Genomic DNA, 15,409 nt, shown 5'->3' with positions numbered 1-15,409 from the left:
CCCATGAGCAATACATTTGAATGCGAACCCGCGAGTGAGATCGTCAAATTATTACAAATTACCGATCCTCATTTATTTAAGGATACAAGCAAAGACTTATTAGGTATTAACACGCACGAAAGCTTTTCTCAGGTGTTAAAAGAAATTCAGGCAGAATCTTTTGATTATGATGTCGTGCTTGCGACGGGTGATTTGGTACAAGATAGTAGCGATGAAGGTTATCTACGATTTGTTGAAATGGTTAAACCATTAAATAAGTCAGTATTTTGGCTTCCGGGTAACCATGATTTTCAACCCAAAATGGTCGAGCATTTAAGCCAACCGCCTATTAATGCGTCAAAACATTTACTTCTTGGAAAACATTGGCAAGTGATTTTGTTAGATAGCCAAGTTTCTGGTGTGCCTCATGGTGAATTGAGTACTTATCAGTTAGATTGGTTAAAAACAAAATTAGCTGAAAATCCAGCACGTCATAGTTTGGTTGTATTACATCACCATTTATTGCCAACAAATTCAGCATGGCTTGATCAGCATAATTTACGTAATGCTCATGAATTCTCAGTGGTTCTTGCTCAATTCAACAATGTAAAAGGGATTTTATACGGGCATATTCATCAAGAAGTCGATGGCTATTGGCAAGGTTATCAAACCATGGCAACACCAGCGACTTGTATTCAATTTAAGCCAGATAGCAACCATTTTGCTTTAGATACCTTACAACCAGGCTGGCGTGAAATTGAGCTACACCCAGATGGGCGAATTGAAACAAGAGTGAAGAGAATTAAACAAAAAACATTCCTACCCAATATGGAAGAAGAGGGATACTAAACAAAGTGCGGTTAAAATTCACGGTAATTTTAACCGCACTTTTTCTATACCGAAATAGGTAAAAGTCCATTTTGCACTAGCCAGAATTGCCACAAATCTGTACAATAGCCGACCGATTTTATCTTTTTACTAATCTTTATTTTTAAGCAATATGACGCAAAAATTACATATTAAAACATGGGGCTGCCAGATGAATGAATACGATTCATCAAAAATGGCTGATCTTCTCTTAAATACGCATGGTTTGGAATTAACTGATATTCCAGAAGAAGCCGATGTGTTACTTCTTAACACCTGTTCTATCCGTGAAAAAGCACAAGAGAAAGTGTTCCATCAATTAGGTCGCTGGAAAGAATTAAAAAAACAGAATCCAAATCTAGTGATTGGTGTGGGCGGTTGTGTAGCTTCACAAGAAGGTGAGCATATACGTCATCGTGCACCTTATGTGGATATCGTATTTGGTCCGCAAACTTTACATCGCTTACCAGAAATGATTAATCAAATTCGTGGCGGTAAAAGTTCGGTGGTGGATGTGAGTTTCCCAGAAATTGAGAAATTTGACCGTTTACCTGAACCTCGTGCAGAAGGCCCAACCGCGTTTGTGTCTATTATGGAAGGCTGTAATAAATATTGTACTTACTGCGTTGTGCCTTATACTCGTGGTGAAGAAGTCAGCCGTCCTGTTGATGATGTATTATTTGAAATTGCGCAGTTGGCTGATCAAGGTGTACGTGAAATCAATTTATTAGGGCAAAACGTAAACGCATATCGTGGCCCGACATTTGATGGCGGTATCTGTACATTTGCAGAATTATTGCGTTTAGTGGCATCTATTGACGGTATCGACCGTTTACGTTTTACCACCAGCCATCCAATCGAATTTACAGACGATATTATTGATGTATATCGCGATACGCCTGAGTTGGTAGACTTCGTGCACTTGCCGGTACAAGCTGGTTCAGACCGTATTTTAACCATGATGAAACGTGGCCATACCGCGTTAGAATATAAATCGATCATTCGTAAATTACGTGCAGTGCGTCCAAATATTCAAATCAGCTCAGACTTCATTGTTGGCTTCCCAGGTGAAACCAATGAAGAGTTTGAACAAACGATGAACCTAATTGCACAAGTAAATTTTGATATGAGCTTTAGTTTTATCTATTCCGCGCGCCCAGGCACACCTGCTGCAGATATGCCAGATGATGTCACTGAAGAAGAGAAGAAACAACGTCTTTATCTTTTACAAGAGCGTATCAACCAACAAGCGGCGCAATATAGCCGTCGTATGCTTGGTACAGAGCAACGTGTATTGGTAGAAGGGCCGTCTAAGAAAGATATTATGGAATTAACAGGACGTACTGAAAACAACCGTATTGTGAATTTCCAAGGTTCACCAGATATGATTGGTAAGTTTGTCGATATCAAGATTACCGATGTTTATACTAACTCTCTACGTGGTAAAGTAGTGCGTACTGAAGATCAAATGGGATTACGTATTGCACAATCACCACAAGAGGTGATGAACCGAACTCGTAAAGAAGATGAATTAGGCGTAGGACGTTATCACGGCTAATCATTTTAGAATATAGATAAGTAACCGTACGAAAGTGCGGTTATTTTTTTATGTGTTTTTAGAAAAAGAGAGTAGGAAAGTCTTTATCCTAAATTTTAGGCATAAAAAAACACCCGTTAAGGTGCTGATTTAAAGTGGTGGGTCGTGAAGGATTCGAACCTTCGACCAACGGATTAAAAGTCCGCTGCTCTACCGACTGAGCTAACGACCCACAGGTATAATTTTGAAATGGTGCCCGAAGCCAGACTTGAACTGGCACGCCTCGAAAGGCGAGGGATTTTAAATCCCTTGTGTCTACCGATTCCACCACTCGGGCAAATTGGAGCGGGAAACGAGGCTCGAACTCGCGACCCCGACCTTGGCAAGGTCGTGCTCTACCAACTGAGCTATTCCCGCGCTTGCTTGTTGCCAAACAACGGGGCGTATTTTACGGATTTATCTTATTGTGTCAAATAAAATTCGTAAAAAAATTTTTTGATTGGTTAAAAATAATTCAAAAATAAAAGGTGCGATTAAAATAACCGCACCTTTTATTTAAATTTTAGCCAATTTTATAATTCAATATTATCTAATAAGCTGCCTTTTGCGGCTTTCAAGTATTGGAGCATAGACCACACAGTTAAAATCGCCGCCAAGTAGAGTAGTATGATTGCCAAGGTTTCCATATAAACGTTATATCGCCAGAGTAATCCACCTAAAGCTAGCATTTGAGAGGTGGTTTTCACTTTTCCCATCCATGAAACAGCCACTTTATTACGTTCACCTAATTCAGCCATCCATTCACGTAAAGCGGAGATTATGATTTCACGTGAAATCATAATAATGGCGGGGATAGTAATCCAGAAAGAATGTTGATATTCCACGATTAACACAAGGGCAGTAATAACCATCACTTTATCAGCTACAGGATCAAGGAAAGCACCGAAGCGAGTTGTTTGTTTTAATTTTCGAGCAAGATAGCCATCAAACCAGTCGGTGACACCTGCAATAAAGAAAATAAGAGTGGTAATAAAAGGCGCGGAAGGGATAGGCAAATAAAACGCCAAGACGAAGAATGGAATTAAAATCACTCGGAGAATCGTCAGGAAAATGGGAATATTATATTTCATAAAAATAACCGCACTTTGGTTAAAGATATGTTCATTTTAAAGGATCTACAAAAATAAAAAAAGCCACTTAATGTGGCTTTTTCTTAAAAATTAAAGTTTGTCAGCGTTTTGTTTCAAGTATTTAGCAACACCTTCAGGGCTGTCTTTCATACCTTCTTTGCCTTTTTCCCATTGAGCTGGGCAAACTTCACCGTGTTCTTCGTGGAATTGTAACGCATCTACCATACGTAACATTTCATCGATGTTACGACCTAATGGTAAGTCGTTTACGATTTGGTGACGAACAACCCCGTTTTTGTCAATTAAGAATGAAGCACGTAATGCAACACCAGCTTCTGGATGCTCAATACCGTATGCTTGAGCGATTTCGTGTTTAACGTCAGCTGCTAATGCATATTTAACTGCACCGATACCGCCGTTTTCAGTTGGGGTATTACGCCATGCGTTGTGAGTGAATTCTGAGTCAATAGATACACCAACCACTTCAACACCACGTTTTTTGAATTCTTCATAACGGTGGTCGAATGCGATTAATTCAGATGGGCAAACGAAAGTAAAGTCTAATGGGTAGAAGAATAATACCGCAGCTTTACCATTAACGTGTTTTTTGAAATTGAAGTTGTTAACGATTTCACCATTGCCTAAAACTGCAGAAGAAGTAAAATCTGGAGCTTGACGAGTTACTAATACCATAGTCATAATTCCTATATAAATGTTAATAAAAATTTTGCTAACGCAAAAACTCGGCCACTATTCTAAAAAAATTGACCGCATTTTAACAGCTGTTTTTATCTATTGAATTAATTAATATTGTCTAAGTTATAGGTGAAATATATGTCAGAACATCATACTTTATCAACCACACTGGTTCATGCCGGACGTAAAAAACGTTTTACTCAAGGGGCTGTAAACCCCGTGATTCAGCGTGCATCTTCTTTAGTATTTGAGACTATTGCAGATAAAAAACATTGCACAAAAAATCGTTATAAGGGAGAGCTTTTCTACGGGCGTCGTGGCACGTTAACGCATTTTGCGCTTCAAGATTTAATGTGTGAAATGGAAGGGGGCGCTGGCTGTTATCTTTATCCTTGTGGTGCTGCAGCGGTAACCAATGCCATTTTATCATTTGTAGAAACGGGTGATCACGTTTTAATGACAGGTGCAGCCTATGAGCCGACACAAGATTTTTGCAATGTAATTTTGAAAAAAATGCATATTGATACGACCTATTATGATCCCATGATAGGTACAGATGTTGCCAAACTCGTGCAACCAAATACCAAAGTCTTATTTTTAGAGTCACCAAGTTCTTTAACAATGGAAGTGCCAGATATTCCAGCGATTGTTAACGCCGTTCGAGCCGTGAGCCCTGAAATCATCATTATGATCGATAATACATGGGCAGGAGGGGTACTATTCAAAGCGTTAGAACACGATATTGATATCTCCATTCAAGCTGGGACTAAATATCTAGTGGGGCATTCTGATATTATGATTGGTACTGCTGTGGCTAATACACGTACCTGGGATAAATTACGCGAGCACTCCTATCTAATGGGACAAATGGTTGATGCCGATTCCGCTTATACGACAGCACGCGGTATTCGAACCTTAGGTGTGCGATTAAAACAACATCATGAAAGTAGTTTAAAAGTGGCCAAATGGTTAAGTGAACAACCACAAATTAAAGCAGTGTATCATCCTGCGTTACCAAGTTGCCCAGGCCATGAAAACTTTAAACGTGACTTTACTGGCGCAAGCGGTTTATTCTCTTTTGAATTACATAAACGTTTAAATGATGAAGAGCTTGCCGCCTTTATGGATCACTTTGAGCTTTTCACAATGGCTTATTCTTGGGGCGGGTTTGAATCGCTCATTTTATGCAATCAACCGGAAGAAATTGAGAAAATTCGCCCAGGTATTGAGCGTAAATTAACAGGCTCATTAATTCGTGTGCATATTGGATTTGAAGACACGGATGAATTAATTGCCGATCTTCAAGCAGGCTTTGAGCGAATCAAATAAGAAAGAGGGCTGTTTATGTAAACAGCCCTTATTTACTCAATCTTTGAGTTGATTTATCATAGTCAGCATTTTTAGCAACTAGAGAAGAACAATGAAACATATTCATATTTTAGGCATCTGCGGTACCTTTATGGGCGGTATCGCGATGATTGCCAAACAAATGGGTTATAAAGTCACAGGCTCCGATACCAATGTTTACCCACCAATGAGTACTTTTTTACAAGAGCAGGGTATTGAAATTATTCCTAATTATGATGTTGCTCAGCTTCAGACTGCACCCGATATGGTGATTGTTGGTAATGCCATGAAACGCGGTAATCCTTGCGTAGAATATGTTTTGGATAATGCCTTGCCTTATACATCCGGCCCACAATGGTTACACGACCATTTATTGCGTAATCGTTGGGTGTTAGCGGTTTCGGGTACACATGGTAAAACCACAACAACGGGCATGTTGACTTGGATTTTAGAACAAAATGGGCTAAAACCCGGTTTCCTAATCGGTGGTATTGCGGGGAATTTTGGTACCTCTGCTCGTTTAGGGGAGAGTGAGTTCTTCGTGATTGAAGCGGATGAGTACGATACGGCGTTCTTTGATAAACGTTCTAAATTTGTCCATTACAATCCGAAAACTTTGATCATTAACAATATCAGCTTCGATCATGCTGACATCTTCGATGATCTTCATGCAATCCAGCGCCAATTCCATCATATGATCCGCACCATTCCTTCTACAGGACGCGTTCTTTCTTTTGCAGATGAACAGAGCGTGAAAGAAACCCTCAATATGGGATGTTGGTCAGAACAGCAATTTATCGGTAAAGATAAGGAATGGTTTGCGGAACGTATTACCAATGATTGCTCTGAATTTGCTGTATTCCATCACGGTCAAAAAATCGCTGAAGTGAAATGGAATATTGTTGGGCAGCACAATATGCACAATGCTTTAATGGCGATTGCGGCGGCTTACCATGCCGGTGTGAAAATTGAAGATGCATGTCATGCATTAGGTAGCTTTATCAATGCAAAACGTCGTTTAGAAGTGAAGGGTGAAGTAAACGGGATTACGGTTTATGATGACTTTGCTCATCACCCAGAAGCCATTTTGGCAACACTTACTGCGTTGCGTGATAAAGTAGGTGGTGGTGTACGTATTCTTGCCGTATTAGAACCTCGTTCAAACACCATGAAAATGGGTGTGCATAAAGATGAAATTGCCCCAGCACTTGGGCGAGCTGATGCCGTGTTTATGCTACAACCAGATAATATTCCATGGGATGTGGCTGAAATTGCAGGACAATGTGTGCAACCGGCACATTACACAGGAAATGTTGATAAATTAGTCGATATGATTGTGGCAGAAGCGAAACCAACTGATCACATTCTTGTGATGTCAAACGGTAGCTTTGGTGGCATTCATCAAAAGATTTTAGATCGATTAAAATAATCTCAATGTAAAGTGCGGTCAAAAATGAGAGTGTTTTTGAACGCACTTTTTATCATCAAAAATAAGGAAATAGCATGGCTGATCCACATATCCAATCTCCAATGGATGTTTGGGATAAACTCACTGTCATTATTTATCGTACAGGCTTTGTGATTGCGGCATTTAGCATTTTGGCTTTAACCTGGTATCCTCAGCAGGCTCAAATCGCTGTATTAATTGCGGCAACTTGCTGTGCGTCATCCCTTCATATTTATTTAAAGCATTTCCGCTTAACATTCCAATTTGCCACGTGGCTTGCACTTTTATGTGCGCTTTTAGGTTGGCATGAATTAGCGTTAGGTGGTGCATTGGTCACACTTGGCGGTTTATGTTTTAAAGAATACTTCTGTTTTAGAGTATCGCTATTAAATTTGCAACCTGCATTTGTCGCTGCACTTTGGTTTGCTTGGGTATTTGAAGAGGGTTGGATTGCCCGAATTTTATCGTTGATTGTTGGCGGATTATTATTGATTCTTGCGGTTCAAAAATGGCGAATGCCATTGCATTTTGATATTGGCGATAAAACAAAGTATCAAATCTAATAAGATTGATAGATAAAGGCATAATTTTTCAGTACATTGTGCCTTTTTATTTTGATTAAAGTTACCTTTATCTAAAAACGAAAAAAGCACCGAAATTTCGGTGCTTTGTAATTTGGTTGCGGGGGCCGGATTTGAACCGACGGCCTTCGGGTTATGAGCCCGACGAGCTACCAAGCTGCTCCACCCCGCGTCTGATGGCGCGTAATATACTCGTTTCAAAAATTATTGCAAGATTTAAACTGAATTTGACTTTCCGTTTGTTAAGAAAATAAACAATGTGAATATTAATTAATCATTTTATGAAATAGTGCTAGTCCTAAAAGGGAATTTTTGATAGCGTATGCAACTTTGTATTAGTTAGTTTAATTTAGGAAAATAAGAATGAAATTTCGTCAAAATCTCGCCGTAAAAATGCTTTCTGTGATGGCGGCTGTTTCGGTGCTTGCATCATGTGGATCGGCACCAAGTAAAGTTTCTTCAAAAAATAATTCTAGCTTGCCGCGTACTGCGACGGGCGACGATCCACAAAAATTCGGAGCAAAGTATAGTGGACGTACTTATCAACAAGCTATTTTAAGCCCAGTGGCTTCCGTTGAAAACAAAGGTGCGGTCGTTAACCAAGGTGATTTTTTAACACAGTTGACGAATGTTCGTGATTATTCAAATTCATTAACAAATCGCTTTGCGGCGAATTATGGCAAAATCACTAACTGGGTGCTTGCAGGAGCAAATGTAAATGAATTAGCACAATACGGTATTAATCCTCAGATTATGAAAGGTTTTGATGGTTATCAAAACGTGTTGATGACAGGTTATTATTCGCCGGTGATTCATGCACGCCGTACTGCACAAGGCCAATATCAACATCCAATTTATGCGATGCCAAGCTATAAACGTTATAGCCGTGCAGAAATTTATAATGGTGCATTGGCAGGACAAGGCTTAGAGCTCGCTTACAGTGATTCAATGATGGATAACTTTCTATTAGGCGTGCAGGGTAGTGGCTATGTTGATTACGGTGATGGCAATTTAAATTATTTAGCCTATGCAGGCCAAAATGGCTATAAATATCAAGCGGTTGGTCGTTTGCTAGTTGAAGATGGTGAAATTCCAAAAGAAAAAATGTCTATTCAAGCGATTCGTGAATGGGGGAAAGCAAACCCATCTCGAGTACGAGAATTGTTAGAACGTAATCCATCTTATGTTTTCTTTAAAAACGATCCAACAGGAGAAGTGAAAGGTTCTGCAGGTGTGCCTTTAGTGCCAATGGCTGCTGTTGCTTCTGATCGCAATGTGATTCCTTCTGGAACCGTATTATTGGTTGAAGTACCGGATATTGATAATGAGGGTAACTGGATGGGCACACACAAATTACACTTAATGGTGGCACTTGATGTGGGCGGTGCGGTAAATGGTCACCACTTTGACTTATACCGTGGTATTGGCGATCAAGCGGGTCATATTGCGGGGTTATCAAAACACTATGGACGTGTTTGGGTACTACAATAATGGCTCGAGTCGATAACTACGAACAACGTTTTGGCGGCATTGGCCGCCTTTACACACCAGAAGGCTTGGCGCGTTTGCGTCAGGCTCATGTGTGCGTCATTGGTATTGGCGGCGTAGGTTCGTGGGTGGTGGAAGCACTTGCGCGAAGTGGCGTAGGGCAGATCACCATGATTGATATGGATGATATTTGTGTCACCAATATTAATCGTCAACTTCCCGCATTAAGCGGCAATATTGGTAAGCTTAAAACAGAAGTGATGGCAGAGCGCGTTAATCTGATTAATCCAGAATGTGTGGTGAATATTATCGATGATTTCATTTCACCGGATAATCAAGCCGAATACTTAAATCGTGGCTATGATTATGTCATTGATGCCATTGATAATGTGAAAACCAAAGCGGCGATGATTGCCTATTGCAAACGTAATAAAATCAAGATTATTACTATTGGTGGCGCAGGTGGTCAGACAGATCCATCCAAAATCCAAATTGCTGATTTAAGCAAAACGATTCAAGATCCATTATTGGCAAAAGTGCGGTCAGTTTTACGTAAGGATTTCAATTTTACTCAAAATCCACAACGTAAGTTTGCAGTTGATGCGGTGTTTTCTAGCCAGCCTCTGATTTTCCCTAAAATGGGCGAAGGCTGTGAAGTATCAGCCACCATGAATTGTGCAAATGGCTTTGGTGCAGCAACTATGATAACCGCAACTTTTGGATTTTTTGCCGTTTCTAGGGTAATCGATAAGTTATTAAAATAAAGAAATGAAGCAACGTGAAAATGTTGCTTTTTCTTTATGAATGAAAGTATTTAACAAGATGAAGAAATATCACTTCATTTTTTTATTTGGAATGTTGCAATTTTATCAAAAAGGCGTAGTCTATGTTGGCTTTGAGAATAATTCCCAATAAAAGTAAGGAAACAAACATGAAACAAGTATTAAAAATGAGTGCAATTTCTACCGCACTTTTAACCCTTCCAATGATGGCAAATGCTGATGTATTGGCCTCCGTGAAACCGCTCGGTTTTATTACATCGTCTATTGCAAACGGTGTGACGGATACACAAGTTTTAGTACCAGCTGGTGCTTCTCCACATGATTACAGCTTAAAACTTTCAGATGTGCAAAAAGTGAAATCTGCGGATTTATTGCTTTGGGTTGGTGAAGATATTGACGCTTTCTTAGCAAAACCGATTAGCCAAATTGATAGTAAAAAAGTCATCAATATTTCTGATATTCCAGAAATTAAACCGCTTTTAAGCAAAGTGCATCATGAGCATTATCATGAAGGTGATGAACACGAGCACGGCCATGATCACAAACATGGACACGATCATAAACACGAGCATGGTCATGACCATCACGACCACGATGTTGATGAAAATGGGTTAAGTGTGAACTGGCATTTATGGTATTCACCAGCGATTAGCCAAATTGTGGCACAGAAAGTTGCGGATAAATTAACAGAACAACACCCAGATAAAAAAGAGCTCATTGCGAAAAACTTAGCTGATTTTAACCGCACTTTGACTGAGCAAAGCGATAAAATCAAAGCACAATTAGCCCCACTCAAAGATAAAGGCTTCTTTGTGTTCCATGATGCTTATAGTTATTTCAATGATGCGTATGGTTTAAATCAAACCGGTTATTTCACCATTAATCCATTAGTGGCACCAGGTGCAAAAACCATTGCTCACATCAAAGAAGAGATTGAAGAACACCATGTAAATTGTCTTTTTGCTGAGCCTCAATTCACACCAAAAGTGATTGATTCGCTAGCGCAAAGCACAAAAGTCAATGTAGGTCGTTTAGATCCTATTGGCGATAATGTACAGCTTGGTCCAAATTCTTATGCGAATTTCCTTCAAGCCACCGCTGATAGCTATGCTCAATGTTTAAGTAAATAATCTAATTTGCTTCTATCTTAAAAACAGCCTTTAAGGCTGTTTTTTTATTGCCCCATCTAAATCGCCCGAATGATTTTCAATTTTTAAGAAATTTTCGCTTGTTTGAGCGAAGCGAGTTCGAAAATTTCTGTAAAGAAAATTGAAAGAGAATGAGGATTAGCGATTTAATTGGGGTGTGTTTTCTTTTGCCTACTTTGCTTTGCACAAGCAAAGAAAAGTAGGTCGCCTTAGGCAAAATCCTAATTAAAACTATGCTATAATCCGCCCAATTTTTCCCTATCGAGAAAACGCATGAAACAATTATTTGCCACAACTGCCCGTGGTTTTGAAGAACTCTTAAAAGTCGAACTGACAGAGCTTGGTGCAATGGAATGTAAAATTGCACAAGGAGGCGTACATTTTCAGGCTGATGATGAAACACTTTATCGTAGCTTATTATGGTCACGTTTAGCTTCACGTATTTTGTTACCTATTGTAAATGGCAAGGTATATAGTGATTTAGACTTGTATTCAATTGTGACAGGGCAAGATTGGTTAAGTTATTTTGATGAGAAAGCTACCTTTTTTGTTGATTTTAACGGGACAAACCAAGAGATTCGCCATACCCAATTTGGTGCGATGCGTGTGAAAGATGCCATTGTGGATTATTTTGAACGCCAAGGGAAAGCGCGCCCAAATGTGGATAAAGACTATCCGGATATTCGAATTCATGCTTATTTGAATAAAGAAGAGCTCGTCGTTTCACTCGATTTAAGTGGTGAAGCATTGCATTTGCGTGGCTATCGTGAAGATACAGGGCAAGCGCCTTTACGTGAAACCTTAGCTGCCGCGATTGTGCTTCGTTCAGGTTGGAAAAAAGGGACACCTTTAGTGGACCCAATGTGCGGTTCGGGCACCTTGCTAATTGAAGCCGCGCAAATGGAAGCACAAATTGCAGCGCAATTACATCGTTTACATTGGGGCTTTGATTGCTGGAAAGGGCATAATCAAGATGCTTGGGATAAGGTAAAAGCAGAAGCGGTACAGCAAGCGGAAACTTATTTTAATCAAAACCCTAAACCGCATTTTTATGGTTTCGATCTCGATCATCGCGTACTGAAAAAAGCGCAAAAGAACGCACAAAATGCAGGTGTAGCACACTTAATTCAGTGGAAACAAGGTGATGTCACCGCATTAAAAAATCCAAGTCCAGATGAAGTGGGAACAGTGATTTGTAACCCGCCTTACGGTGAACGTTTAGGCACAACTCCTGCTTTGATTGCTTTATATTCAGTCTTTGGACAACGCCTTAAAAATGAATTTGGAGGTTGGAATGCGTCAATTTTCAGTAGTGAATCTACCTTACTTGATTGCTTGCGTATGCGTTCTCATCGTCAATTTAAAGCGAAAAATGGTCCGTTAGATTGTGTTCAGAAGAATTATCAAATTTCAGAACGCAAAGAAAGTACGGTTGAAAATCCGCTCGAATTTGACCGCACTTTAACGGTCGCGGTAGATTTTGCGAATCGCTTACAGAAAAATATCAAGAAAATTGAAAAATGGGCGAAACAGCAAGGCCTTGATGCGTATCGTTTATATGATGCTGATTTACCGGAATATAACGTAGCGGTGGATCGTTATGGCGATCATATTGTGGTGCAAGAGTATGCCGCACCGAAAAATATTGATGAAAATAAAGCCCGTCAGCGTTTATTGGATGCAGTGACTGCAACCTTGCAAGTCACTGGTATTGAAACCAATAAACTGATTTTGAAGGTCCGTCAAAAACAAAAAGGCACCAATCAATATGAAAAATTGGCCAATAAAGGCGAATATTTCTATGTAAATGAATACGGTGCACAGCTTTGGGTGAATTTAACGGATTACTTGGATACAGGATTATTCTTAGATCATCGATTAACCCGCAAAATGGTTGGTGAAATGGCAAAAGGTAAAGATTTCCTCAATCTTTTCGCTTATACCGGTTCCGCAACAGTGCATGCTGCATTAGGTGGGGCAAAATCGACAACAACCGTGGATATGTCAAACACCTATTTAAACTGGGCAGAGCAAAACCTGATTTTAAATGATATTGAAGGCAAGCAGCACAAGCTCATTCAGGCAGATTGTTTGCAGTGGTTAGAGAAATGTGATCGCCAGTTTGATTTGATTTTCGTGGATCCGCCAACATTCTCGAATTCTAAACGTATGGAAGACAGTTGGGATGTTCAACGTGACCACATCAAATTAATGCGTAATCTCAAACGTATTTTACGCCCTAACGGCACCATCGTGTTCTCGAACAATAAACGAGGTTTTAAAATGGATTTTGAGGCGTTAGATGAATTGGGATTAAGTGCGGTCGAAATTTCAGCGAAAACCTTACCACTTGATTTTGAGCGTAATAAACAAATCCACAATTGCTGGATTGTAACAATGAAAGCCTAACAAAAAGCCCGATAATGATTTATCGGGCTTTTTTATTATTCGACTTCTTTTTGTTTTTCGGCTTCAGAATCATCATGAAGAAGGGTTTCAACCGCTGCTTCGTCATTGGTGTCATCTTCTTTTTCTAAAATCTCAGCCGTTTCTTCGTTTAGTGCTTCAGCATCAGAATGTGGTTTAATGAAAGGTTTAGGCATCCAATATTTTCGGATGATGTCCGTAGAAAAACCATGCAAAACTTCTTCATTCAATCGTTCTTGATCTAAGTAACGAACTTCTGCAATCACTTCATCCGCTTCAATTTTATTGATACCTAATTGCATTAATGTTGCATGGCTGAGCGTAAGTGCAGACTCAAAGGTTTCACGTACAATAAAGTCTACGTCTCGTTTAATCAGGCTTACTGTTGTTTTACGGTCATAAGTTCGCGCCAAAATAGGGAGTTTCGGATAAGCATCTTTCAAGTTCTGAACAATGCTTTCAATACGATCTGTATCGTTAATCCCGATGACGACACATTTCGCTTTTTCGATACCGGCAGCACGTAACACATCAAGACGAATACCATCACCGTAATAAACTTTAAAACCAAATTTGGCTGCCGCACGGATGTTTTCGATGTTACGGTCAATCACCGATACGTTAATGCCACGAACAAGAAGCGATTGACAGACGATTTGACTGAAACGACCAAAACCAATCACGAGCACGCTATCTTCTAAATCCACAATTGGATCAAGATCGCTAGTATCGATTTTTTCCTCTTGATTTGCTGATTTACGTTGGTTGATTTTACGCATTAATAAACCTATCAATGGGGAGAATAACATCGAGATAATCACCGCAGCGGTAAAGGTTGCATTTTGATCTTTTGTCATCACGCCTGCAGTGGTCGCAGCTGAGAAGAGTACGAATGCAAATTCACCACCGTGCGCCATGATAGTCATTCGTCCAACTGATTCTTTTCGGTCAAGTTTTGTAATTCGTGCAACGGTATAAACGGCTAAGGCTTTGCCAATGATATAAAGACATACTATGCCTAATAACCAAAGTGCATTATGGAATACCAAGGTTAAATCAAGTGACATTCCCACGCCCATGAAGAAGAGACCAAGCAATAGACCACGGAAAGGTTCAATATCGGCTTCTAATTGGTGACGGAATGCAGATTCTGAAAGCATCACGCCAGCAACAAAGGCGCCCATCGCCATTGAAAGGCCACTTGCTTCCATGGCTAATGCCGCGCCTAAGACTACAAGCAACGCGGCTGCTGTCATCATTTCGCGAATATGAGCTTTGGAAATCAAACGGAAAATTGGGTTCATTAACCATTTACCCGCAACCACTAAACCGACAACGGCGCCGAGTGCAATAGCAATAGATGTCCAGTTTGTTTGATGTTCAATATGTTTGGTTTCGGGCGTTAAAAAGGCAATAGAAGCCAATAATGGTACAATGGATAAATCTTCAAAAATTAAGGTAGAAATAACTCGTTGGCCTTTTGGTGTATTCGTAATCCCGCGTTCTTCTAATACCTGCATCACAATAGCGGTGGAAGAAAGGGTAAAGCCCATACCCGCAATAAATGCGACTTCTTTAGGAAGATTTAAAATATAGATACCCGCAAAGGTAAGCAGAGCACCACACAGCCCGACTTGTAGAAAGCCCCGTCCGAAGATCGCTTTTCGCATGGCCCATAAACGTTCCGGATGCATCTCCAAACCGATAATAAATAAGAACATCACCACGCCAAGTTCAGCCATATGCAGAATCGATTCGGCATCTTTCACTACGCCGAAAACGGAAGGACCAATTAAACAGCCAGCCACTAAATAGCCTAACACGCTACCTAAGCCAATACGCTTAAAAAGCGGCACGATAGTGACACTGGTAGCAAGCAGGACTACAGTTTTAATTAATTCAGGGCTGACGACATTCGACATAGGGCAAAAAACCTTAGTAAAAACAGGGAGTATGAGAAGAAAGTTGACTTGTATTCTA

Annotated in this window: 12 protein-coding genes and 4 tRNA genes; 9 read left to right on the top strand and 7 right to left on the bottom strand. The window is 40.0% G+C overall.

Annotation, left to right across the window (positions count from 1 at the left end):
• Positions 1-3: 3 nt before the first annotated feature.
• Positions 4-828, top strand: coding sequence for a 3',5'-cyclic-AMP phosphodiesterase (gene cpdA, locus DPV95_RS09260; protein ID WP_049367639.1), 825 nt, complete (start codon positions 4-6; stop codon positions 826-828).
• Positions 829-979: 151 nt separating this feature from the next.
• A complete protein-coding gene (miaB, locus tag DPV95_RS09255; RefSeq protein WP_049367637.1) occupies positions 980-2,404 on the top strand; it encodes a tRNA (N6-isopentenyl adenosine(37)-C2)-methylthiotransferase MiaB in 1,425 nt (474 codons plus the stop codon).
• A gap of 135 nt (positions 2,405-2,539) precedes the next feature.
• Here miaB and DPV95_RS09250 read toward each other — a convergent pair.
• From DPV95_RS09250 to DPV95_RS09230, 5 genes are all read right to left on the bottom strand, one after another.
• A tRNA-Lys gene (locus DPV95_RS09250) sits at positions 2,540-2,615 on the bottom strand.
• An 18-nt stretch (positions 2,616-2,633) separates the two neighbouring features.
• Positions 2,634-2,720: transfer RNA gene (locus tag DPV95_RS09245), tRNA-Leu, on the bottom strand.
• Between the two features lie 4 nt (positions 2,721-2,724).
• A tRNA-Gly gene (locus tag DPV95_RS09240) sits at positions 2,725-2,800 on the bottom strand.
• Between the two features lie 155 nt (positions 2,801-2,955).
• Positions 2,956-3,513 (bottom strand): CDP-diacylglycerol--glycerol-3-phosphate 3-phosphatidyltransferase, encoded by a 558-nt coding sequence (pgsA, locus tag DPV95_RS09235; protein WP_005696448.1) that lies wholly within the window; start codon positions 3,511-3,513, stop codon positions 2,956-2,958.
• Between the two features lie 90 nt (positions 3,514-3,603).
• The gene (locus DPV95_RS09230) at positions 3,604-4,206 is read right to left on the bottom strand and encodes a peroxiredoxin C (protein WP_005697222.1); all 603 of its coding nucleotides are present in this window, start codon (positions 4,204-4,206) and stop codon (positions 3,604-3,606) included.
• A 141-nt stretch (positions 4,207-4,347) separates the two neighbouring features.
• Here DPV95_RS09230 and metC point away from each other — a divergent pair, with 141 nt between their 5' ends.
• From metC to DPV95_RS09215, 3 genes are all read left to right on the top strand, one after another.
• On the top strand, positions 4,348-5,538 hold the full coding sequence (gene metC, locus DPV95_RS09225) for a cystathionine beta-lyase (protein ID WP_049366532.1): 1,191 nt from the start codon (positions 4,348-4,350) through the stop codon (positions 5,536-5,538).
• Between the two features lie 91 nt (positions 5,539-5,629).
• On the top strand, positions 5,630-6,985 hold the full coding sequence (mpl, locus tag DPV95_RS09220; protein ID WP_111406985.1) for a UDP-N-acetylmuramate:L-alanyl-gamma-D-glutamyl-meso-diaminopimelate ligase: 1,356 nt from the start codon (positions 5,630-5,632) through the stop codon (positions 6,983-6,985).
• A gap of 74 nt (positions 6,986-7,059) precedes the next feature.
• On the top strand, positions 7,060-7,566 hold the full coding sequence (locus DPV95_RS09215) for a DUF2301 domain-containing membrane protein (protein WP_111406984.1): 507 nt from the start codon (positions 7,060-7,062) through the stop codon (positions 7,564-7,566).
• A 113-nt stretch (positions 7,567-7,679) separates the two neighbouring features.
• Here the strand turns inward: DPV95_RS09215 and DPV95_RS09210 are convergent.
• Positions 7,680-7,756 (bottom strand) — tRNA-Met (locus tag DPV95_RS09210).
• A 191-nt stretch (positions 7,757-7,947) separates the two neighbouring features.
• Here DPV95_RS09210 and mltA point away from each other — a divergent pair.
• The 4 genes from mltA (at position 7,948) to rlmKL (ending at position 13,411) form a co-directional block, all read left to right on the top strand.
• Positions 7,948-9,075 (top strand): murein transglycosylase A, encoded by a 1,128-nt coding sequence (gene mltA, locus DPV95_RS09205; RefSeq protein WP_111406983.1) that lies wholly within the window; start codon positions 7,948-7,950, stop codon positions 9,073-9,075.
• Positions 9,075-9,836, top strand: coding sequence for a tRNA cyclic N6-threonylcarbamoyladenosine(37) synthase TcdA (tcdA, locus tag DPV95_RS09200; protein ID WP_165818936.1), 762 nt, complete (start codon positions 9,075-9,077; stop codon positions 9,834-9,836). The genes mltA and tcdA overlap by 1 nt, the downstream gene beginning before the upstream one ends.
• A 167-nt stretch (positions 9,837-10,003) precedes the next feature.
• Positions 10,004-10,984 (top strand): zinc ABC transporter substrate-binding protein ZnuA, encoded by a 981-nt coding sequence (gene znuA, locus DPV95_RS09195; RefSeq protein WP_111406981.1) that lies wholly within the window; start codon positions 10,004-10,006, stop codon positions 10,982-10,984.
• A gap of 291 nt (positions 10,985-11,275) precedes the next feature.
• A complete protein-coding gene (gene rlmKL / locus DPV95_RS09185; protein ID WP_111406979.1) occupies positions 11,276-13,411 on the top strand; it encodes a bifunctional 23S rRNA (guanine(2069)-N(7))-methyltransferase RlmK/23S rRNA (guanine(2445)-N(2))-methyltransferase RlmL in 2,136 nt (711 codons plus the stop codon).
• 35 nt (positions 13,412-13,446) lie between these two features.
• Here the strand turns inward: rlmKL and DPV95_RS09180 are convergent, their stop codons facing one another.
• The gene (locus DPV95_RS09180) at positions 13,447-15,351 is read right to left on the bottom strand and encodes a monovalent cation:proton antiporter-2 (CPA2) family protein (RefSeq protein ID WP_111406978.1); all 1,905 of its coding nucleotides are present in this window, start codon (positions 15,349-15,351) and stop codon (positions 13,447-13,449) included.
• Positions 15,352-15,409: the final 58 nt, after the last annotated feature.

The sequence above is a fragment of the Haemophilus parainfluenzae genome, from assembly GCF_003252755.1.
In the GTDB taxonomy this organism is placed as follows: domain Bacteria; phylum Pseudomonadota; class Gammaproteobacteria; order Enterobacterales; family Pasteurellaceae; genus Haemophilus_D; species Haemophilus_D parainfluenzae_N.
This window is presented reverse-complemented; position numbering and strand designations above follow the sequence as displayed.